The sequence below is a fragment of the Salinicola sp. genome (assembly GCF_982684285.1).
Genome location: NZ_CEXLVS010000040.1, coordinates 1 through 21,808, shown reverse-complemented (window position 1 = coordinate 21,808; position 21,808 = coordinate 1). Strand labels below are relative to the sequence as shown.

The 21,808-nt window shown below is 64.7% G+C and carries 16 protein-coding genes; 10 read left to right on the top strand and 6 right to left on the bottom strand.

What is annotated here, in order from left to right; translation table 11 throughout:
* The 7 genes from AC3AYF_RS05555 to AC3AYF_RS05525 all read left to right on the top strand — a co-directional run.
* Nucleotides 1-987: peptide ABC transporter substrate-binding protein (locus tag AC3AYF_RS05555; RefSeq protein ID WP_487779497.1), on the top strand; the 987-nt coding region annotated here is incomplete at its 5' end.
* A 75-nt stretch (nt 988-1,062) separates the two neighbouring features.
* Nucleotides 1,063-1,989: an oligopeptide ABC transporter permease OppB gene (gene oppB, locus AC3AYF_RS05550; RefSeq protein WP_045991315.1), complete on the top strand. Its 927-nt coding sequence runs from the start codon at nt 1,063-1,065 to the stop codon at nt 1,987-1,989.
* Nucleotides 1,990-1,998: 9 nt separating this feature from the next.
* Nucleotides 1,999-2,883 carry an ABC transporter permease gene (locus tag AC3AYF_RS05545; protein ID WP_487779496.1) on the top strand — a complete coding sequence of 295 codons (885 nt, stop codon included), beginning with the start codon at nt 1,999-2,001 and terminating at the stop codon, nt 2,881-2,883.
* 182 nt (nt 2,884-3,065) lie between these two features.
* Nucleotides 3,066-4,664, top strand: coding sequence for an ABC transporter ATP-binding protein (locus AC3AYF_RS05540; protein WP_295040878.1), 1,599 nt, complete (start codon nt 3,066-3,068; stop codon nt 4,662-4,664).
* A gap of 123 nt (nt 4,665-4,787) precedes the next feature.
* Nucleotides 4,788-5,105: an EF-hand domain-containing protein gene (locus AC3AYF_RS05535; protein WP_295040877.1), complete on the top strand. Its 318-nt coding sequence runs from the start codon at nt 4,788-4,790 to the stop codon at nt 5,103-5,105.
* A 92-nt stretch (nt 5,106-5,197) separates the two neighbouring features.
* A complete protein-coding gene (locus AC3AYF_RS05530) occupies nt 5,198-6,313 on the top strand; it encodes a porin (RefSeq protein WP_295040875.1) in 1,116 nt (371 codons plus the stop codon).
* Nucleotides 6,314-6,475: 162 nt separating this feature from the next.
* A complete protein-coding gene (locus AC3AYF_RS05525; protein ID WP_487779495.1) occupies nt 6,476-8,545 on the top strand; it encodes a M13 family metallopeptidase in 2,070 nt (689 codons plus the stop codon).
* A 97-nt stretch (nt 8,546-8,642) separates the two neighbouring features.
* Here the strand turns inward: AC3AYF_RS05525 and AC3AYF_RS05520 are convergent, their stop codons facing one another.
* Together AC3AYF_RS05520 and AC3AYF_RS05515 are read right to left on the bottom strand one after the other, a co-directional pair.
* Nucleotides 8,643-12,110, bottom strand: a complete 3,468-nt coding sequence (locus AC3AYF_RS05520) for a hypothetical protein (protein ID WP_295037260.1) — start codon at nt 12,108-12,110, stop codon at nt 8,643-8,645.
* Nucleotides 12,111-12,403: 293 nt separating this feature from the next.
* Entirely contained in the window at nt 12,404-13,711 is a 1,308-nt protein-coding gene (locus AC3AYF_RS05515) for an OmpP1/FadL family transporter (RefSeq protein WP_487779494.1), read from the bottom strand.
* A gap of 319 nt (nt 13,712-14,030) precedes the next feature.
* On the opposite strand from AC3AYF_RS05515, the gene AC3AYF_RS05510 reads away from it, so the two are divergent.
* The 3 genes from AC3AYF_RS05510 to AC3AYF_RS05500 all read left to right on the top strand — a co-directional run bounded on the left by AC3AYF_RS05510 (nt 14,031) and on the right by AC3AYF_RS05500 (nt 17,535).
* Nucleotides 14,031-14,474 carry a MerR family transcriptional regulator gene (locus AC3AYF_RS05510; protein ID WP_295037257.1) on the top strand — a complete coding sequence of 148 codons (444 nt, stop codon included), beginning with the start codon at nt 14,031-14,033 and terminating at the stop codon, nt 14,472-14,474.
* Nucleotides 14,471-16,990 carry a heavy metal translocating P-type ATPase gene (locus AC3AYF_RS05505; protein ID WP_295037255.1) on the top strand — a complete coding sequence of 840 codons (2,520 nt, stop codon included), beginning with the start codon at nt 14,471-14,473 and terminating at the stop codon, nt 16,988-16,990. The genes AC3AYF_RS05510 and AC3AYF_RS05505 overlap by 4 nt, the downstream gene beginning before the upstream one ends.
* Nucleotides 16,991-17,100: 110 nt before the next feature.
* Nucleotides 17,101-17,535: a VOC family protein gene (locus tag AC3AYF_RS05500; RefSeq protein WP_295037252.1), complete on the top strand. Its 435-nt coding sequence runs from the start codon at nt 17,101-17,103 to the stop codon at nt 17,533-17,535.
* Nucleotides 17,536-17,574: 39 nt separating this feature from the next.
* Here the strand turns inward: AC3AYF_RS05500 and AC3AYF_RS05495 are convergent, their stop codons facing one another.
* The 4 genes from AC3AYF_RS05495 to AC3AYF_RS05480 all read right to left on the bottom strand — a co-directional run.
* The gene (locus AC3AYF_RS05495) at nt 17,575-18,186 is read right to left on the bottom strand and encodes a YitT family protein (RefSeq protein WP_487779493.1); all 612 of its coding nucleotides are present in this window, start codon (nt 18,184-18,186) and stop codon (nt 17,575-17,577) included.
* Between the two features lie 295 nt (nt 18,187-18,481).
* Nucleotides 18,482-20,287, bottom strand: coding sequence for a single-stranded-DNA-specific exonuclease RecJ (locus AC3AYF_RS05490; protein WP_295037249.1), 1,806 nt, complete (start codon nt 20,285-20,287; stop codon nt 18,482-18,484).
* A gap of 7 nt (nt 20,288-20,294) precedes the next feature.
* Nucleotides 20,295-20,915: a glutathione S-transferase family protein gene (locus AC3AYF_RS05485; RefSeq protein ID WP_487779492.1), complete on the bottom strand. Its 621-nt coding sequence runs from the start codon at nt 20,913-20,915 to the stop codon at nt 20,295-20,297.
* Nucleotides 20,916-20,969: 54 nt separating this feature from the next.
* A partial coding sequence (locus AC3AYF_RS05480) for a PALP domain-containing protein (RefSeq protein ID WP_487779491.1) occupies nt 20,970-21,808 on the bottom strand: 839 nt, incomplete at its 5' end.

The following is a 21,808-nucleotide window of genomic DNA, read 5'->3' as shown; positions in this document are numbered from 1 at the left end:
GTGCTCGCCGACTGGAAGCCCCAGGACAAGGTCGAGGTCGAGCGCAACCCTCGCTACTACGCCGCCGACGAGGTGGCGCTGGAGGGTGTCGACTTCCACGCCATCGAGGATACCTCGGCGCTGATGAACCGTTTTCGCTCAGGCGAGCTCGACATCGCCTACGGCGCGGTGCCTTCCGCGCGCTTCGAGTGGGCCCAGGAAAACCTGAGCGAGTCGCTGCGCGTCGGGCCGCTGATCGGCAGCTACTTCTATATGCTCAACCTGCGCGAAGGCACGCCGCTCAGCGATGAGCGGGTGCGTGAGGCGCTGAATCTGGCGCTCGACCGCGAGGTGATCACCGAGCGCCTGCTGGGCATGGGCCAGACGCCGTCCTACTGGTTCGTGCCGCGCACCATCGCCTCGCCCACCTCGGCAAGCCTCGACTTCCATGACCAGGGCATGGACAGCCGCCGGGCCAGGGCCCGTGAGCTGCTGGATCAGGCCGGCTACGGGCCGGATCGACCGCTTGAACTTGAGCTGTCCTACAACACCCTGGAAGACCACAAGAAGATCGCCGTGGCCATCGCCGCCATGTGGCGCCCGCTGGGGGTGGAAATAGATCTGGTCAATCGCGAGGCGGCGGTGCACTTCGCCGGCCTGCGCCAGGGCGACTTCGAGATCGCCCGCTACGGCTTCGTGGCCACGGTCAACGACCCCTACGACTTCCTCAACGCCTACGCGGCGGGAGGCTCGGCGGCGGCCAGCACCGGCTACGCGGACCCCGAGTACGACGCCTTGGTCGAGGCCAGCACCCATGAGCTCGACGTGAACCGACGCGCCGCGCTGATGACCGAGGCCGAGCAGCGCCTGCTGGAAGCCGACGTGATGCTGCCGATCTACGACTACGTGGTCGTCAATCTGGTCTCTCCGGACGTCAAGGGCTGGCAGCCCACGACGCTCGACGTGCATCCGCTGCGCTACGTGTCCGTGGACGGCGACGCGCCCTGACGACCACTCGCCCCAACCCAATCGTGGGCGCGGCCAGGGACGGCCCGCCCTTCATGTCAACCGAGGAACGGCGCCATGCTGAGCTACACCTTGAAACGCCTGGCCCAGGCCATACCGACGATGCTGATCGTCATCACCATCGCCTTCTTTCTGATGCGCATCGCCCCCGGCGGGCCCTTCGACGGCGAGCGCGCCCTGCCGCCGGAGATCGAGGCCAACCTGATGGCCGCCTACCACCTGGACGAACCGCTGTGGCAGCAGTACTTCCGCTACCTGGGCAACCTGGTCCAGGGCGACTTCGGGCCCTCGTTCAAGTACAAGGACTTCACCGTCACCGAGCTGATCATGCAGGGCTTCCCGGTAAGCCTGCAGATCGGCGGCCTGGCGATCCTGCTGGCGCTGGCGATCGGCCTGCCGCTGGGCATCATCGCCGCACTCAAGCGCAATACCGCCGTGGACTACACGGTGATGGGCACGGCGCTGGCCGGCATCGCGGTGCCCAACTTCGTGGTGGCGCCGGTGCTGGCGCTGGTGTTCGGGGTGCTGCTCGGCTGGCTGCCGGCGGGGGGCTGGAACGACGGCGCCCTGCCCAACCTGATCCTGCCGGTGATCGCGCTATCGATCCAGCAGATCGCCTACATCGCGCGGATGATGCGCGCCAGCATGATCGAGGTGATGGGCAGCCACTATATTCGCACCGCCCGAGCCAAGGGGCTGACCGAGGCCGAGGTGGTCTGGCGCCACGCCCTGCGCCCCGCCCTGCTGCCGGTGACCTCCTACCTGGGCCCGGCCATCGCCGGCATCATCACCGGCTCCGTGGTGATCGAGCAGATCTTCGGCATCCCCGGCATCGGCCGCTACTTCGTCCAGGGCGCGCTCAACCGCGACTACACCCTGGTGATGGGCACGGTGGTGTTCTACGGCGCCCTGATCGTGTTGATGAACCTGATCGTGGACCTGATCTACTCGGCCCTTGATCCCCAAATCCGCTATGACGACTGAGGCGACGCCATGAGTACCGATTCCCTCGCCCCGACCGCCGCCCCCGTCGGCGACAGCCGCGGCCGCGACGCCTGGCGCCGGCTGAGCCAGAACCGCGCGGCCATGGCCAGCCTGGGGCTGCTCGGCCTGATGACCCTGGCCTGCTTTATCGGTCCCTGGCTGACCCCCTGGGGGCTGGCCGACGTCGACTGGAACGCCTTCGACGTGGGCCCGACCCTGGAAGGCGGCCACTGGCTCGGCACCGACGCCAACGGCCGCGACCTGCTGACCCGCACCCTCTATGGGGGCCAGGTGTCGCTGTCGGTGGCGCTGGTGGCGCCCTTCGTCAGCCTGATCATCGGGGTGCTCTACGGCGCCGTGTCCGGCTATGTCGGCGGGCGCGTCGACAACCTGATGATGCGCTTCGTCGACATCATGTACTCGCTGCCGTTCATGTTCCTGGTGATCCTGCTGATGGTGGTGTTCGGCCGCAACATCTTCCTGATCTACGCCGCCATCGGCGCGGTGGAGTGGCTCGACATGGCCCGCATCGTGCGCGGCCAGACCCTGGCGCTGAAGCGTCGCGAGTTCATCGAGGCGGCCCATGCGCTGGGCGTGCGCGACACCAAGATCGTCACCCGCCACCTGATTCCCAACGCCATCGGCCCGGTGATCATCTACGTCACCCTCACCGTGCCCAAGGTGATTCTGCTCGAAAGCTTCCTGTCGTTTCTGGGGCTCGGCGTGCAGGAGCCGCTGACCAGTTGGGGCGTGCTGATCTCCGAGGGCGTGGACATGATGGAGAGCGCCCCGTGGATGCTGCTGGTGCCGTCGTTCTTCCTCGCCGCCACGCTGTTCTGTCTCAACTTCCTGGGTGATGGGTTGCGTGATGCCCTCGACCCGCGCACACGCTGAGGAGCCCGAAAAATGCCTGCGCTCGCCCAGCCCGTATTTGAGATCCAATCGTTGAACAGCCCCTCAGGCTGCTCATTGATACCCCATCAACTCCGCGCCTTCGAAGCTGTTCGCCTCGGCTGGCCATCGCTCGCCGATTTTTCGCCGGCGTACGACTCTCCAACAACGTCGGGAGCCGTTTCATGAGTTCTCTGCTCGAAATCGACAAGCTCAGCGTGACGTTTCAATTGCCCACCGGGCCGGTGACGGCGGTCAAGGACGTGAGCTTCGCCATTGCCGAGGGCGAGACGATGGCGCTGGTCGGCGAGTCCGGCTCCGGCAAGTCGGTCACCTCCACCGCCGCCATGCGCCTGCTGCCCGAACTCGCCGAGACCACCGGCGCGATCCGCTTCAACGGCGAGAACCTGCTGGAGGTCACGCCCAAGCGCATGCGTCGCGTGCGCGGCAACGACATCTCGATGATCTTCCAGGAGCCGATGACCTCGCTCAACCCGCTGCACCGCATCGGCAAGCAGATCGGTGAAGTGCTGATCCGGCACAAGCAGCTCAAGGGCCAGGCCAATCGGCAGCGCGTCCTGGAGCTCCTGAACCAGGTCGGCATCCCCGAGCCGGAACGGCGCATCGACAGCTACCCCTACGAGCTCTCCGGCGGCCAGCGCCAGCGCGTGATGATCGCCATGGCGCTGGCCTGCGAGCCGAAACTGCTGATCGCCGACGAGCCGACCACCGCACTCGATGTCACCGTGCAGGCGCAGATTCTCGACCTGCTCAAGTCGCTGCAGGCCGAGTACGGCATGGCGATCCTGTTCATCACCCATGACCTGAGCATCGTTCGCCACTTCGCCGATCGTGTCGCGGTGATGCGTTACGGCGAGGTGGTCGAGAGCGGCCGCACCCTGGACGTGTTCGAGGCGCCCCAGCACGACTACACCCGCATGCTGCTGGACGCCATTCCGCGTGGGCGCAAGGAGCCCGCCCCGGCAGACGCACCGGTGCTGATGAGCGGTCGGGACATCAAGGTGCGCTTCGCGCTGAAGAAGCGCCTGTTCGGCAAGAGCGAGTACTTCGAGGCGGTGCGCGGGATCAATCTCTCCATCCGCCGCGGCGAGACGCTGGGCATCGTCGGCGAGTCCGGCTCGGGCAAATCGACGCTCGGCCGCGCCCTGCTGCGACTGCTGAAATCCGAGGGCGAGATCCGCTTCGAGGAAGCCGACATCTCCGGACTCGACAAGTCCGGCATGCGTCCGCTGCGTTCACGCCTGCAGGTGGTATTCCAGGACCCCTTCGGTTCGCTCTCCCCGCGCATGACGGTGGGCGACATCATCAGCGAAGGCCTCAAGGTGCATCACCCGGCGCTGAATCGCCGCCAGCGCGAGGCCGAGGTCATCGCCGCGCTGGAAGAGGTCGCCCTCGATCCGGCCATGCGCAACCGCTACCCCCACGAGTTCTCCGGCGGCCAGCGCCAGCGGATCGCCATCGCCCGGGCGCTGATCCTGAAGCCCGAGCTGCTGCTGCTCGACGAGCCGACCTCGGCCCTCGACCGCTCGGTCCAGGTGCGGGTCATCGACCTGCTGCGGGATCTGCAGAAGAAGCACGGCCTGACCTACCTGTTCATCAGCCACGACCTGTCGGTGGTTCGCGCGCTCTCCGACGACGTGATGGTGATGAAGGAGGGGCGGGTCATCGAACACGGCTCGGCGGAAACGATCTTCTCGAATCCCCGGGAACCCTATACCCAGGCGCTGCTGAAAGCGGCATTTCTGGAGAGCGAAGCCGCCTAACGCCTTTCTCTTCCAATAACAACAGAATTTGGCCGCGGATGCCCCCAGGGCACCCGCCTGGGACATCTGCGGCCAAAAAGCGGGGTTCATACCTCAAAACCCACTCCTGAAAGGGAGCCAAAGATGTTCTTGAGTACAAAGTCCATAACAACGGGACTCTTTTCCGTCACTGCACTAGTGGCGTTGGCAGGTTGCCAGAGCTACACCCCGGCAGGTGACGGTGCCGGCAGTTTCGAGCGAGGCAAGCTGGAGATGAGCGCACCACCCGAGCTGGTCGATAGATTCCACTCCCTGGACAGCGACGGCGACGGCGTCATCGATGTCAGCGAAGCGCGCTCGGATTCCGATCTGATGGGGGCCTTCGGCACCGCCGATGTCGACAGCGACCGCCAGCTCTCGCTGGAAGAGTTCCTGGACAGCCAGGCCGTCAGCAACGACTGATCGTCGACGCGACCGGTGTCATCCAAGCAGTGACCGCACTCTCGACAACGAGTGAACACTCTTTATAAAAACAGTTAGCAAGAGTCATCATGATGAATAAAACGTTTGTGGCGACCCTCGTCGCTACCGGGACCCTTTTGGCCAGCCAATCTGCACTGGCCGTAACGCTTTACGAGACGACCCAGGACAAACTCACGGTCAGCGGCCGCATCGCGGCGGGAAGCAGTTTCGTCGACGACGTGCACGACGATCACGATCCGAAAAATGCCGGATCGCGCGTTCGTCTGATTCACGAACACAACTTCCAGGGCGGCTGGTCATCGATCGCCCGTGCGGAGTGGGGCTTCGACCCGTTCTTCGAGGACGGCACCGACAATCACTACAAGCGTCTGCTCTACGCCGGTGTCAGTCACGACGACTACGGCACCATCCTGATCGGCAAGCAGTACTCGTTGTGGTACGACATGGTCGCCTACTGGACCGACTGGTTCTGGTACAACGGGGCGGCGGCCCAGGGCAGTTTCAACGGCGCTTCCAGCGATGGCGGCTTCGACGGCAACGGACGCCCCGACAACGCCATCTCCTACAAGAACAACTGGGGTGACTGGACGCTCGGGTTGCTCTACCAGACCTCCCGGGACGACGTTCCCAACTCGGTGGGCTACAGCGGCAATCTCACCGGTCTGGATCGCAAGTACACGGCGCAGGGCGCGGCGGTCTATCAACCCACCGACGAGTGGTCGTTCGGCTTCACCTACACCCACAGCGATATCGACGGTGAGCTGAGCGGCGGTGGCAAGACGGATGAGAGTGTCGACGCCGGCCTGCTCGCGGCGCGCTGGACGCCGGGCAACTGGTACTTCGCATTGACCGCGGGCGAGTACCACAACCTGGTGCGCGACGGTGACTTCAGCGGGGTCGAGAGCGGCGACGGCATCGTCGACGAAGCGCGCGGTTACGAAGGCGTCGCACTCTACAACGTCAAGGAACAGGTCCCCGGTACGGTCCAGCTCTACACCGGTCTCAACCGACTGGAGGATCGCGACTCCGACGCTCGTAGCGCGTTCTATCTCGCGGGGGCGGCGTGGCTGCTTTTCGACGACAACCTGATTCTCGCCGTCGAGCGCAAATTCGACGATTCGCGAAACGTCGACGATAGCGACTACGGTAACGACGAGACCGATCTGCTGGTGCGCTACAACTTCTGACCACACCTGGAGCAAAGAGACGTGAACGCGTCTTGTCAATGAGGTTTCTTCGATCGGTTGCCGCTACCCTGTGTAGCGGCTTTTTTATCCGTTCCAGTGACAGTTTTTTATCCGTTCTAGTAGCGGCTTCTTTGTCAGTTCCACCCAACAGCTCGAGGGGTTATGACTCACAGACGCACCGTTTCCGCCCTGACATCGGCGTGTGCCTTGGCCGTCCTCGCAATTGCCGGCACGACGGCGGCCAACGCCCTCGCCGATACGCCGGACCTCGCTCCCGCCATGGGCAAGTGGGGCGTCGACCTGAGCGCCCGCGACACCAGCGTCGCCCCTGGCGACGACTTCTACCACTACGTCAACGGCGGCTGGCTGGCACGCACCTCGATTCCGTCCGACCGCAGCAACTACGGCGCCTTTACCGTGCTGGCCGACCGCGCCGAACAGCAGGTGCGCGACATTCTGCGCCAGCTCGATGGCGCCGACACCCCGCCGAACTCGCCCCAGCAGCGGTTGGGCGATCTCTACCACGCCTGGATGGACGAGGGCGCTATCGAGGCCAAGGGCCTCACGCCGCTGATACCGGACCTGGAGCGCCTGGCGGCGATCGGGAGCAAGGGGGATCTGGCCCGGTTCAGCGCCGACAGCCGCCTCGGCGTGCCGGCTATCGTGACGCCAGAGATCGATATCGACGTCAAGGCGCCGGATCGCTACGCCGTCTACCTATCGCAGATTCCGCTGATCCTGCCCACAAGGGACTACTATCTCGGCGACGATCCGCGCTTCGACGCGATTCGCCAGGCCTACCTCGGCTACATCGACAGGCTCCTCACATTGGCCGGGCAGCCCCATCCCCGGCAAAGTGCGCAGCGTATCCTCGAGCTGGAGACCGCCATGGCGAGGGTCGAGTGGGCACCGGCCAAACAGCGGGATCGCGATCTGACCTACAATCCACTGCAGTTGGATCGACTCGGCGACTATGCCCCCGGTTTCCCCTGGCAGCCATGGCTCTCGGCCAGCGGACTTGCCGGTCAGGACGAGGTCGTGCTGGCGGAGAACACCGCCATTCGCGAGCTGGCACGGCTTTATGACGAAACGCCGCTCTCGACGCTCAAGACCTATGCGACGTTTAGATTGCTGGACGCCAACAGTCCTTACCTCTCGAGCGACTTCAGCCGGGCGCACTTCGATTTCCACGGCAAGCGTCTGTCCGGCCAGCCGGAGCAGCGCGAGCGCTGGAAACGCGGCGTATCGCTGATCAACGATTTCCTGGGGCAGGCCGCCGGCAAGCTCTACGTGATGCTGCACTTCCCGCCCCGGGCCAAGAGCGAGATGGAGACGCTGGTCGCCAATCTCGAAGACGCCTATCGCGATCGTCTGCAACACCAGGTGAGCTGGATGACCGACCGGACCCGTCAGCGGGCGCAGGAAAAGCTCGACGCCTTCACCGCCAAGATCGCCTATCCCGATGAATGGGAAACCTATGCAGGGATGGACATCAGTTCAAACGATCTTTACGGCGATATCGGAGCCGCGCGCCAGTGGCACTGGCAGGACGATCTGGCCAAGCTCGGCGGTCCGGTGGACCGGGACGAGTGGTTCATGAACCCGCAGACCGTCAATGCCTACTATTCGCCCTCACGCAACGAGATCGTGTTTCCGGCGGCGATCCTGCAGCCGCCCTTCTTCGATCCGAACGCCGATCCGGCGGTCAACTACGGTGGCATCGGCGCGGTGATCGGCCACGAGATGAGCCACGGTTTCGACGATCAGGGCCGCAAGTCGGACGGTACCGGCATGCTGACCGACTGGTGGACGACCACCGACGCCGAGCATTTCGACGAACTGGCCAGACGCCTCGGGCAGCAGTACGCCCAGTACGAACCGGTGCCGGGCTACCCGCTCGACCCGCAGCTGACGATGGGCGAGAACATCGGCGATCTCGGCGGACTCAACATCGCCCTGGGTGCCTATCACCGCTCGCTCGATGGCAACCCCGCGCCGGTCATCGACGGCTTCACCGGTGACCAGCGCTTCTTCCTGGCCTGGGGCCAGGTCTGGCGTCGCCTGATGCGCGAAGAGGAGATGATCAATCGGGTGCAGGGCGACCCCCACTCGCCGTCGCAGTTCCGCGTCAACGGCATCGTGCGCAACATGGATGCGTGGTACGACGCCTTCGATGTCACGCCCGGCGACGATCTCTACCTGCCGCCCGAAAAGCGGGTGGTGATCTGGTAGCCTCGGTTCGGATGGAAGAAAAGCAGCCCGAACGACACCCCCCGGCCAGATGGCCGGGGGGCGAGTCCGTCAGCTTGCGTCGAGTGGCTGCCCGATCTCAGGCGCGCCGCTCGACGCCGATCGTCTCGAGCCAGGCGTTGAGATCCTTGGTACTGATCTTGCCGTCGCTGCCATCGCTTTTCTTGAAGGTATCGAGCACCGCGAACAGCCCCTGATCCTCGGATAGCAGTGTCGCCGCTTCCTGTTCGCTTTCGTCACGATCCTTGTCATCGACGATCTTGTCGAGATCATCGCGGCTGACGATGTCGTCCTTGCCGTTCCAGTCGTCCCAACTGTCGATCGCCACTGTCAGCGCCTCCTCGTTGTCACGATAGAAATCGATGTCGTAATCTCCCACGACCGAGGCCTGACGATAGCCATCCAGGTCACCTTCACCAATGGTGGCAAACCAGTCGTCGAAATCTTTCGTACTGATCTTGCCGTCGCCGTTGCCGCCTTTCTGAAAGGTGTCCAGGGCGTTGAAGAACCCCTCGTTCTCGAGCAGGAAACGCGCCGCGTCATGCTCGGCATCGCTCCTGCCGCCATCGTCGACGATCTTCTGAAGATCCGTCCGGCTGACGATATCGTCCTTGCCGTTCCAGTCATTCCAGCGCTCGGCGATCGTTTGGAGTTCGGCCGAGTGATCCTGCAGGAACGCGGAACCATAATCGTTGGCCGCCGCTGTCTGTCGATACTCCTCCACGCTGTCCTCGCCGAGCTCTTCCAGCCAGGTGTCGAGATCGTTGGTGCTGATCTTGGCGTCACCGTCTCCGCCCTGTTTCAACGAGTCCAACCCGTCGTAGAAGCCGTTCTCGTCCAGCAGGAACTGTGCAGCATCCTGCTCCTCCTGACTCTTTCCCTCGTCCGCCACGATATCCCGAAGATCATCTCGGCTGACGATGGCATCGCTGCCGTTCCAGTCGTCCCACACGGCGGCGACAGTGTCGATTTCTGCTTTATGGGCATCAAAGAAATCCTTGCCATAGAGCGTCATCATCGCGTCCATGCGGGAGTTTCGACGCAGCTCGTCAGTGCCCAGGCCTTCGTCGCCGGCCTCCAGGTCGGTGTCGCTCCAGGGGCGCCAGTCGTCGGTCTTGCTGACATGGTCCTTGCCGGTCTGCCGCGTGGTGCCACCGGTCAGATGTTTCTCCCACAGATTCTCGGTGCCGGGGTCACCGTCCTTGTGCAGATGGGGCGCCAGCCGGGAGAGCGAGCTGCCGTGTTCGCCCTCGGTATCCTGGAAGTGCTGCCACTCCTTCGACTGGTAGTCGAAGATCGACTGGTCGTCGGGCGAATCCCGGCCGCCGTACATGTAGGACTCGTAGCGGGCGAACTCGAGCTTGTCGCCCCAATCCTCCTCGGTCACGCCGTACTCGGAGAGATCCTTGAAGAACTCTCCCTGGGAGTCGGTCAGCTTCTGCATTTTCTGATGATTGATCGCTTCGGCGATCAGCGTTCCGGCGACGCCGAAGACGGTGCCGACGACGCCCAGGATGGGACCAGCCACGCGCGCCCCCATGAAGATCCCGCTCATCACGCGGGTGCCGATACCACCGAGGTTGGCGGCAAGGTTGCTGCCACTGGGGGCGAACATCGAGACCGTGTTGGCGATCGCCATGCCGGTGGTCGAGGAGCCCAGCCCTATCTGAATACCGGCGCCGGCTCTCTCCAGCGCCGTATCGGCGTCCTTGAGCTTCTTGACGCCGGTGACGAGATCCATGACGCCGCCGGTGATATCCAGGCCCGCGCCCCCCATGAAGCGCAGATACGAGCGCCCCACCTTCTTGGCGATGTCGGTGCCCGAGGTCCTGGTGCCGGTGTCGATCATCTGGTTGCCCAGATTTTCCGCCAGCTTGTCGAAGTTTCTCCGCCCGTTCTCATCGAGATCGTCGAGTGGAATGCCTTGATTGCCGAGACTCCGGGACCCGTTGTCCACGCGCAGACTGATGTTTTCGGCGAAGAGATCGGCCTTGACGTCGGCGCCGGATCTCCAGATGTCAGGGAAGTTGTCGCCCAGCAGCCCAAGCCAGGCGGTCGCATTGGCGCGCGGCACGCCGCCTTCGATGCCGGGCACCTCGCGCTTTCCGCCCAGCGTCTCGATGAGATTCGAACCGAACTTGGCAAAATCGTTGCCGAAACTGAGCGCCCCCACCAAGTCCCGGACGGCCCCCACCCGCTCATCGGTGGTCATCTCGTCCCAGCCGCCATTGGATATCTGCATGCCACCGCTGATGAGGCTCATCATCCCGCTCATGGCACCCAGCGTGCCGCTGGAGCTGGCCGAATCGAGAACCTTCTTGAAGGTCCCTTTTTCCGCCTCTGGCAACGCTGTCAGATTGTCGTTGACGATCTTCTGGAACAGCTTGTCCTTTTCCGCCTGACTGATACCCGGCCGGTTGGTGACCTCCGTCGCCAGGCGCAGGGATTCGGCGAGTTTCTTGTGCTCGCCCGCCGACAACTTGGATAGTGACGACTTGAACGATTCCAGATCGCGGTTCAGGGTTTGATAAGCGTTGTAGGACTTGTCGGTCTTGTCCAGGTGCTGAAGCGCGCTGTTGATGCCCCCCTGCACGATATCGATGGTGTCGCGCAGCCCCGTGCTGACATTTTCCGCATCCACCGAGTCGGGATTTTCCATGTAGCCGTCGAGCTGATGGGTCATCATGTTCTGGTCGAAGGCCTGCTTCCGGTCCTTGTAGCTATCCGGCTCCAGCGCTTGCAGTGCTTCGAAATAGTTGTCGACTTCAGCCTGAATCCTGTCCGAGAGCGCCTCGTCTTCCGTCGCGTCCGCCTTCTCCTTCATCGCGATGACGTAATCCTCGAACTCGAGGTTGGCCTTGCCGTCGGCGTCGAATAGCGCTTCGTTGACCTTGTCGCTGATCGCCTCACGCTTGTCGTCGGGGACGCTTTCGATAGCCCCCTGCAGCGAATCGTCATAGCGCCTGCTGATACCCTCCTTCTGCATCAGCTCGGATATCTGCTTGGCCAGCTCGTCCTCGTCGATGATCGCCTTGGCATCGTCACCGGTGAGATGTGTCGGCTCCGTCTGTGCCTGGCGATAGGTCGAACCGCCGGACTCGATCAGCTCGACGTAGCCATAGAGATCGTAGCCATGATCGGTGGCCCCCTGGGCATCGATCAGGTCGACCAGCTTCGCTTCGTCCGACTCTTCGCCGAGCTTGCCGCTCTTGACGTCATCGCGGATGCCCTGGATGAAATCCTCGGCAGCCTTCTGCCCCACCGTCTTGCGGTTGCCGTCATTGTCTTTCTCATCGACCTCGGCCTCCATCAGGCCGTCGCCGGTGAAATCCGGGATGTCGTACTTGTCACGTATCTGCTCGGCGCTCAGCGACGTATCGGAGGTCTGCTCGGGCTTCTCCGCAGCGTCGGTCTCTGCTGTCTCGCCATCGGTCTTGCCCGAGGCGATGGCCCTGACCAGCGTCGACACCCACTGCGGGGAGTCCGCCGGTGCGTTAACGGTATCCGGTGTCTCGATTTCGCGATCTGAGTTCACGGAAGGGGCCATCGATAGTCTCCTTGATGGAAAGGGAGGCCTGAGTCGTCTGCCTGGGGTTCACTTAGTATCTCGCCTCTCCATCGCCCAGGGAGGGCGAATGAGTGACCAAGCTTTTCATTGTGTAACGGTTCGGAAACGAATGATGACAGTTGTGCATCTTAACCATCGCCCCCGGATTCGGGCGCCATAAGGCTGGCGTCGATGCGCCGCCAGACCGACACGCCCGCCATTACGCGACGACCCCGGCCAAGGCCGGGGTCGCAGAGTGGTCGAGCGGGATCGTCGATAGACGAACCCAGGGCCTAGAAGCGATAGGTCGCCTGCACGCCGAACAGGTTGAGCGAGTTGTCGTATTCGGCCTGATAGGAGTTACCGTTTTCGTCCTGCAGATCGACGTCGGCGCGATCTTCCCAGATGTAGCTGTAGGCGGCATCGATGGTCAGGTCGGGGATCGGCGTCCAGCCGGCGCCGATCGAGACCAGGGTGCGGTCCGCCGTGGGCACGCGTGGGCTGCGGTGGGCGTCCTTGACCGGCGACTGGTCGTAGGCGATACCGCCGCGCAGGGTCCAGGCCGGGTTGAGCTGGTAGGCGAGACCGGCGGCATACTGCCAGGTATCGCGGTAGTCCTGCTGTTCGTTGATATCCAGCCCCAGGTCGTTGTCGACCACCAACTGGTCGAAGCGGCTCCAGCGGATGTAGGTCGCCCCGGCCATCACCGTCCAGCGGTCGTCGAGCTGGTGGGTCACCGAGAAGTCGATGGTCTCGGGCAGGGGGATGTCGAGCGAGGCGTCGCCGTCGGCGTTGAGGAATACCGGGCCACCCGCACCGACCCCGCCGAAGACGTTGGAGGCGTCGACGTCGCCGGTGAGGTGGTATTCGACCTTGGAGCGGTAGGTGAGACCCAGGGTGGTGGACTCCACCGGACGGTAGATCATGCCGATATTGTAGCCCCAGGCGTCGTCGTCACCCTTGACGTTGACGGTGCCGTCACCGGCGGCTGTCGGATTGAGCGGGTTGGGCGCCTTGCTCTCCAGCTCGCCCTTGATGTGGTTGTAGGTCACGCCGAAGCCGATGGCGAACTTGTCGTTGAAGCGGTACGACAGCGTGGGCTGGGCGGTGATGATCTCCAGATCGCTGTAGTTGCCGAAGTAGCGTCCCTTGAAATCGTCGCTGTAGTCGGTGACCAGGCCGAACGGCGCATAGACGCCGAGGCCGAAGCTCCAGCGATCGTTGATCGGCTGAACGTAGTAGCCGAACGGCACCGCCTTGTGGGGGATCATGTCGCCGTCGCTGCTGCCCTGGGTGCCGACCACGGCAACACCGCCCGGCGTGAGCGCCGGCTGGGTGCCGCTGTCGTTGCTGATGTCCGAGCTGGCATCGATATAGTGGGTGCCCGCGGTGACCTGGGCGCGGTCGAGGAACGACATGCCGGCCGGGTTGCCGAAGACGATGGAGCCGTCCTGCACATTGGAGGAGCGCCCGGCCCAGGAGGTCCCCTGGCCGCTGACGCTCTGCTCCTGTAGCTGGAACGCTCCCGCCACGGCCTGCCCCGATGCGGCGGCGCTCACCAGTGCAATGGCCAACGATAGACGACGATAACGAATGATCATGATTGGTTTCCCCTGGACCCAGGAAGCCGCCGCGGCGGCGTCTTGCTTGCCTATCATGCGGTCGGTGATTCCGTTGTTTTCCAAGCCACTTCCCCGCGTGGGAAAGGCTCGACTTGTCACTTCCCGTTGTGACGGAATGGTGGTTTAGCGTCAATTAGCAAACGGTCGTTTTAATCGCCTTTTGGACATTTCTTTGGTCGTAAGACCAACGGCTATAGCCGGTCGGCAGTGAAAACGAATGCCTGCTGTCACGCCTTGACCAATGGGTAACACCCAGGTTTTAGACTCATGTTCATGACAGGCTCAGCGAGGATATCCGATGAAGGTCACCGAACTAGCCCGGGCCGCAGGCGTCACCCCCGAGACGGTACGCCACTACGCGCGACAATCGTTGCTCAACCCGCGCCGCGATCCCGACAACGGCTATCAGCTGTTCGATCAGCGCGATCTCGATCGGCTGCGTTTCATCCAGCGGGCGAGGACGCTGGGCTTCAGTCTCAAGGAGATCGCCGACATCCTGGAACAGGCGGATCAGGGCGACTCCCCTTGCCCACTGGTGCGCGACCTGCTGGCCGCCCGCCTGCCGCAGATCCATGCCCGGATTCGCGAACTCCAGGCCCTGGCGGATCGCATGGAGAGGGCGATGCGGGAGTGGTCGCACCTGCCGGACGGCACGCCCGACGGCCATAGCATCTGCCGACTGATCGAGCAGGCGCCCGAGGCCGGCGGGGATTGCCCTGCAACCGCGAGGAGACGTTCATGAGCCGCTACCGGTATCGCGTCGACGCCATGCACTGCCAGGGTTGCGTGGGCCGGATGCGCAGGGCGGTCCAGGCCGAGGACGAACACGCCGACATCAGCGGCGAGCCGGACGACAAGCGCCTCCAGGTCGTCAGCACGCTGTCGCGGCAGCGGATCGCCCGACTGCTGGCCGAGGCCGGCTATCCACCGGACGAGGAAGCTCCCGTCGAAGCCGATATCCCGACGTCATCCGCTGCGGCGGACGAGACGGCTTCGGAGGTGGGGCGACGGCAGCGCCTGTCGATCAGCGGCATGACCTGCGCCGGCTGCGTCAACGCGGTGCAGAAGGCATTGTCCAGGACGCCGGGCGTGCAGCATGCCCAGGTCAACTTCGCCAGCGAGACGGCCCAGGTCAGCGGCCAGGCCACCACTGCCGACCTGGTCGCGGCGGTCGAGAGCGCCGGCTACGGTGCCTCGCCGATCGAGGATCTGCGCGAGGCTGCCACGAAGCGCCAGCAGAACGCCTCCCGTCAGGCCCGCCGCCATGCCATCGAATCGACGGTCAGCCTGGCGCTGGGCGTGCCGATGATGCTGGCGATGTTCGTCCATACCCCGCGACTCGTCGGTGGCGAACGCTGGGTATGGCTACTGCTGGGGCTCGCCACCCTGGGCGTGCTGGCAACCGCCGGCCGCCGCTTCTTCGACGGCGCCTGGAAGGCGTTTCGCCATCACCAGGCCAACATGGACACCCTGATCGCCCTGGGCAGCGCGGCGGCATGGCTCTATTCGATGGCCGTACTGATCGTGCCCACGGCGATCCCCGAGGGTTCCCGTCATCTCTATTTCGAAGCTTCGCTGATGATCGTCGGCCTGATCGGCATCGGCCAGACGCTGGAACTGCGCGCCCGCGGTCGCACCAGCCAGGCGCTCTCCCGCCTGCTCGACCTGCAGAGCAAGACGGCCCGGGTGATCCGTGACGAAGAGGAGCGCGATATCGAGCTCGGGCAAGTCCGGGTCGACGACCGGATCCGGGTGCGCCCGGGCGAGCGCCTGCCGGTCGACGGGACCGTCGAGGATGGCGAAAGCTTCATCGACGAGTCGATGCTCACCGGCGAGCCGGCGCCGATACGCAAGGCCCGGGGGGATCGGGTCAGCGCCGGTACCGTCAATGGCAAGGGCGGTCTGATCTATCGCACGACCCACATCGGAGACGACACCCGACTGGGTCGTATCGTCGACCAGGTCTCCCGTGCCCAGGAGTCGCGACCGCCGATCGGCGCGCTGGCGGACAAGGTCTCGGCGATCTTCGTGCCCAGCGTGATGATCATCGCCGTGATCACGGCGATGATCTGGCTCGATTTCGGTCCGCCGCCGCAGCTCGTTCACATGCTGGTGGCGGCGACCACCGTACTGATCATCGCCTGCCCCTGCGCGCTGGGCCTGGCGACGCCGATCTCGACCATGATCGGTATCGGCAAGGCCGCCGAATACGGCGTCCTGGTCCGCGACGGCGAAGCGCTGCAGACCGCGAGCCAGTTGACCACGCTGGTGGTCGACAAGACCGGGACACTGACCGTCGGCAAGCCGAGCGTCACCGACAGCCGCTACTGGCAGGACGAACCCCGCGTCGGGGCCGTGGTGGCTGCCCTGGAGCGCGGGTCGGAGCATCCGCTGGCCGATGCCCTGATGACCCACGTCGGAGATGCCACGGATAGCCTGGAGATTCACGACTTCCAGAGCCTGACCGGTCGCGGCGTCGCCGCCACGCTGGGTGATGGCAGCCGGGCGCTGCTGGGAAACGCGGCGCTGATGAGGGAGCAAGGTATCGACATCGCCGCCGCTGAGACCGAGGCGGAAAAGTGGCAGGCGCAGGCGACCAGCGTGATCTATCTAGCCAGTGGCGGACAGCTGGCAGCGCTGTTTGCGGTGCGCGATGCGCTGCGTCCGGACAGCCGCGCGGCGATCGCGCGCCTGCGAGCAGAAGGAGTGAAGGTGGTGATGCTGAGCGGTGACAATCGAGCGGCCGCGGCAGCCATCGGCCACGAAGCGGGGATTGATGACGTGCGCGCCGAACTGATGCCCGAGGACAAGCAGCGGGTGATCGCCGAGCTGCAGCAGGCGGGCGAGCGTGTCGGCATGGTCGGAGACGGTATCAACGACGCCCCGGCGCTGGCGCAGGCCGACGTGGGCTTTGCCATCGGCCAGGGTACCGATATCGCCATCGAGAGCGCCGGCATGACGCTGATGCGAAACTCGCTGCACGGCGTCGGTGACGCCATCGCCATCAGCCGCGCGACGCTCTCCAACATCAAGCAGAACCTGTGGGGCGCCTTCGGCTACAACGCGTTGGGCATCCCGATTGCCGCCGGTATACTCTACCCGCTCACCGGGCTACTGCTGTCCCCGATGATCGCGGCGCTGGCAATGTCGCTGTCGTCGGTGACGGTGGTCAGCAATGCCAATCGGCTACGCCTGCTGCGACCCGGTGGCGGTCAACGTCCGCCAACCAAGATCGACGCAAAGGAAGCGACGGCATGACACTTCTGCTCAATACCCTGGGCATTGCGGTGATTCTGTTCATCGTCTGGTGGTTCTGGCTGCGAGGCTGATCGCAGCCAGCCAAGGGCGCAACCGGCAAGGAGAAAACGATGACTTCACCACACCACGCGCCACCGCTGGGCGGCGTCATCGAAAGCGTTCTCTACACGGCCGACATGAAGCGGGCCCGGGACTTCTTCACCCAGGTGCTCGGCCTCGAGCCTCATCTCGAGGACGAGCGCTTCACCGCCTACCCCACCGGCGACACCATGCTGCTGGTGTTCCAGCAGGGCCAGACCGGCGAGACGGTCGAGCTGCCCCACGGCATGGGCACGATTCCTCCCCATGACGGCGCCGGTCGCCAGCATCTGGCGCTGGCGATTCCGAGCGCAAGTCTCGACGACTGGGAGGCGCATCTCGCCGCTCGAGGGATCGAGATCGAAGGCCGGACCCGCTGGCCGAAAGGGAGCGTGAGTCTCTACTTCCGCGATCCGGACAACCATCTGCTCGAGCTGGTCACGCCGGGGTTGTGGCCCAACTATTGAACGCCGGCGCCGGTTGAAGCCGCTTTCGCACCAGGGCCTTCAGCTCTGACTGACGCCGGTATAGAGCCCCGGGCGGTGGTTGATGGTGAGAATCGCCCCCAGCACCACGGTGCCGACGATCGAATAGAGCACGTTGGTGACCGGCAGCACGAAGAACGCGGCCAGCATGATCAGGCCGTCCAGGCCCACCTGCACCTTCCCCGCCGGCCAGCCGTAACGATCCTGCAGGTAGACCGCGAGGATGTTGAACCCGCCGAGGCTGCCACGGTGGCGGAACAGGAACAGCACGCCCAGGCCGATCAGGCTGCCCCCTGCCAGCGCCGCGAACAGCGGGTCGACCGTGCCGATCTCCAGCCAGTCCGGCAGCATCCAGGATATCCACGACAGCAACGCCACCGCACCAAAGGTCTTGAAGGTGAAATGGTGGCCGATGCGACGCCATGCCAGCCAATAGAACGGCAGGTTGACCAAGAAGAAGACCGGCCCGAAGTTCCATCCGGTGACGTAGGTCACCAGCAGCGCGATCCCCGCGGTACTGCCGATCAATATCTGGGCGTGATGATAGAGCGCCAGGCCCAGGGCAGCGCAGGACGCCCCCAGCAGGATGGCCAGCACGTCCTCGTGGGGACGGTGGCGATAGACCCGTTCCATGCGGACCCCCTTGTTGTCGTTGTGCCGCCGGATAGGCAGTCGAATTCAGCGTCGGCGCTTGTGGCGCCGCCGAGGGATTATAACGGCAAGTCTATAAAGCAGACGGCAAGAAGTCAGCGGGCATCCCATGACCCCGATGAGCCGAGGAAATGCCGAACAAGCCGGCGAGCGGAGCAACCGGAGCCCATGGGGTAGCGAGGATTCCGATCGGACCGACGCCCCGGCACCGCACAACGCAGTGATTCACCGGAAACGCCGGGGTCGCGCAGCCGTTCAGTCAGTATTTTCCATTCTCCTAAAGGCGCTCGGCGTGCTCGACCATCAGCTGCAACGACTCCCGCCCCTTCCAGCGATTGCGAGACAGCTTGAAGGCACAGCGCACCCTGTCGCCCAGCGAGATCGGCGCGGCTTCCCCGGGATTGAGCGCGCGGAACCAGATCGCCCGGCAGACGACCGCGTCGCAGGAGAGTTCGAGCATCAGGTGATTGCCCTCGGCGCCTACCGGACGCAGCTGCTCGACGAAGAACTCGGCCTCGAACAGCGGCGCATCGAACTCGCGGCCGTAGGGCGCCAGGGCTTCGAGCTCGTCCAGCGTCGAGAGGCTCATTTGCGAGGCTGTCAGCGCGCCGTCGGTCCATACGACGGGAAACAGCTCCCGCTCGCCGAGCTGCTCCCGCACCGCCTGCAGGAACGCGCGTCGAAACGCCTCCATCTCGGCCAGCGGTACCCCCACGCCGGCGGCCCCCCGGTGCCCACCGAAACGTGGCAGACTCGAGGGCGAGAGCTCGTGAGCGCGCTGCAGCGCATCGCGCAGATGCAACGCCTCGATCGAGCGTCCGGAACCGGTGAGCATGTCCGGCGCGGTCGCCGGTGTCAGCACCAGCGTCGGTCTGCCGTAGGCTTGTACCAGCCGCGAGGCGACGATGCCCTGCACGCCGGCGTGTCCTTCCGGCAGATGGATCATCAGCGCCGGCCAGTTCTCGTCCAGCTGTGGCCTGGCCAGCGCCCGGGCGCTCTCGACCATGTCCGCCTCCAGCGCCTTGCGTGCCTGGTTGTCATCGTCGAGGACCTGAAGATGCTGGCGAGCGATGCCGTCGTCCACCGCCAGCATGTAGTGCAGTGCCGCATAGGGGTCGTCCAGACGCGAGCGGGCGTTGATGCGCGGCCCCATCTGGAACGCCAGCGTCTCGGCATCGAACGGTACGCTGTCGGCACCGAGGCGCTCCGCCATGACGCGCCAGCAGGCGAATTCCATCCGATTGATCAGCTTCAAGCCGTAGGTCACCACGGCGCGATTGGCGGCACTCGCCCCCAGCGAGACGCAGTCGGCCACCGTACCCAGCGCCACGTAGGAGAGCCACGGCGAGAGCTTCGGCGTCGATGCCGACAGCACGCCCTGCTCCACCAGCACCGAGCGGGTCAGCGACATCATCAGCCAGGCGACCATGCATCCGGCAATGGTCTTGTCGGGATAGCTGCAATCGGGGCGCGTGGGATTGATGGTGGCATAGGCGGAGGTCGGGGGGCCCTCCACCGGCAGCGCATGGTGATCGGTCACCACCACGTCGATTCCGGCCTCGCGCAGCCGGGCGATCCGTGGCTCGTCCGATGAGCCGCAATCGGCGGTGATCACCAGGCTGGGGCGCGGCTTCAGCGCCAGGGTGCGCTCGACCAGCGGCAGGCTAATGCCGTAGCCGTCGTTGATTCGATGCCCGATCAGGCTGTGCAGCTTTGCCGCCGGCACGCCGAACAGCTCGATCATCGAACGCAGCATCACCACGTGGGAAGTGATGCCGTCGACATCGTAGTCGGTGAGAATGCCGATGTGTTCGCCCTCGCTCACCGCTCGCGCGATGCGCTCGGCGCCACGGCGAGCGTCGCAAAGCTGCTCGGGATGGCTGAGGTAGCGCAGCGCCGGCGCAGTCAGCGCCTCGAGCGGGCCCTCGTGGCCGTGAAGGCGGCCGGCGAGAATCCGCGCCTGAAGCTCGGAGAGCCCGGCGGCCAGTCCGCGCCGATAGACGTCTTCGTCGCGGGAGCGCGGCTGAATGCGACGACGGGAGTGGTCGCGAATCGCAGCGGGCGAAGTTGGGAAAACAGGCATCGAGAACTCAGGTGAGTGCGGTCATGACGTGCTGGCGATAGGCCGGGCGCGACTGCAGCCGCGTGTACCAAGCTGCCAGGTGCGGCAGGTCGGGACGCGCGATATCCATCTCGAACCAGGCGTAGGTGAAGCAGCCCAGCGGGATATCCCCCATCCCCCACGCCGGCCCCGACAAAAAAGGCCGTTCGGCCAATGCCCGGTCTGCCATGCCGAGTAGCGCGCCGCAGGCGGCAAGCCCCTTTTCGGCAGCCTTGTCGTCGCGCTGCTCGACCGGCAGGCGCACCGTATTCCAGAACAGATCCCTGAAGGGCGATGCCAGTGACGATGTCGTCCAGTCCATCCACTTGTCGGCCCCGGCGCGCACTGCGGGATCCTCGTCATGCAGGGAGTCGCGACCATATCTGGCACACAGATAGCGCACGATGGCGTTGGATTCCCAAAGCACGAGGTCGTCATCCTGTATACAAGGGATCAGGCCGTTGGGGTTCATGGCCCGGTAGGCGGGTGCGTTGACCACGCCATAGGCGCCGCCCGCGTCGAGCCGTTCGAAGGGCAGCTCCAGCTCGGCGGCACACCACAGCACCTTCTTGACGTTGGTGGAGTTCGCCCGTCCCCAGATCTTCAACATGACTTGTCCTCGCTCTGCCATCCCAAGACTGCGTTTCGCGCCGTGCGCCTCGGCTCAGCGCCGGTTGCCGGCGACGAACGCCTGCACGGCTTTCAGGTCGGCAGGGAGTACGCTGTAGCGCTCTTCGCGCTCGAGCAGGTCGTCCATGTGCGGTGGCAGCGGCACGCCGGAGAATCCCGCCTTGACCACCGCCTCGGCGAACTTGGCCGGGTGCGCCGTTGCCAGCGTGATCATCGGCGTCACGGCATCGGCACGTGCGCGCTCCGCTGCCCGGTAACCGGTGGCGGTATGCGGATCGAGCAGCTCCTTGGTGCGATGATGCGCATCGCGGATCGCTGCCAGGATGGGGTCGTCGTCGACGCTGAAGCTCGAGAATTTCTCGCGCAGCCTGGCCAGTGGCGCGTCCGCCAGCACGGCCGGCTCCTGCTGGAAGCGCTCGAGCAGGTCGCGCACGGCATCGCCGTCGCGGTCATAGGCGTCGAACAGCAGCCGCTCGAAATTCGACGACACCACGATATCCATCGACGGTGCCAGCGTCGCCGCGAGTTCACGCTTGGAGAAGTCGTTGTCGGCAAGCGTACGGTGCAGGATGTCGTTGGCATTGGTAGCGATGACGAACTGCTTGACCGGCAGGCCCATCCGATAGGCCATGTAGCCGGCAAACAGGTTGCCGAAGTTGGCCGACGGCACGCAGAAGCTGACCTCGCGATGCGGTGCACCCAGCGCCACGCCGGCAGCCACGTAGTAGACGATCTGGGCCATGATCCGCGCCCAGTTGATCGAGTTGACCGCCACCAGCCGCTCGCCGTCGAGGAAAGCCTGGTCGGCGAAGCTCGCCTTGACCATCGCCTGGGCATCGTCGAAGTTGCCCTCGATGGCGATATTGAAGACGT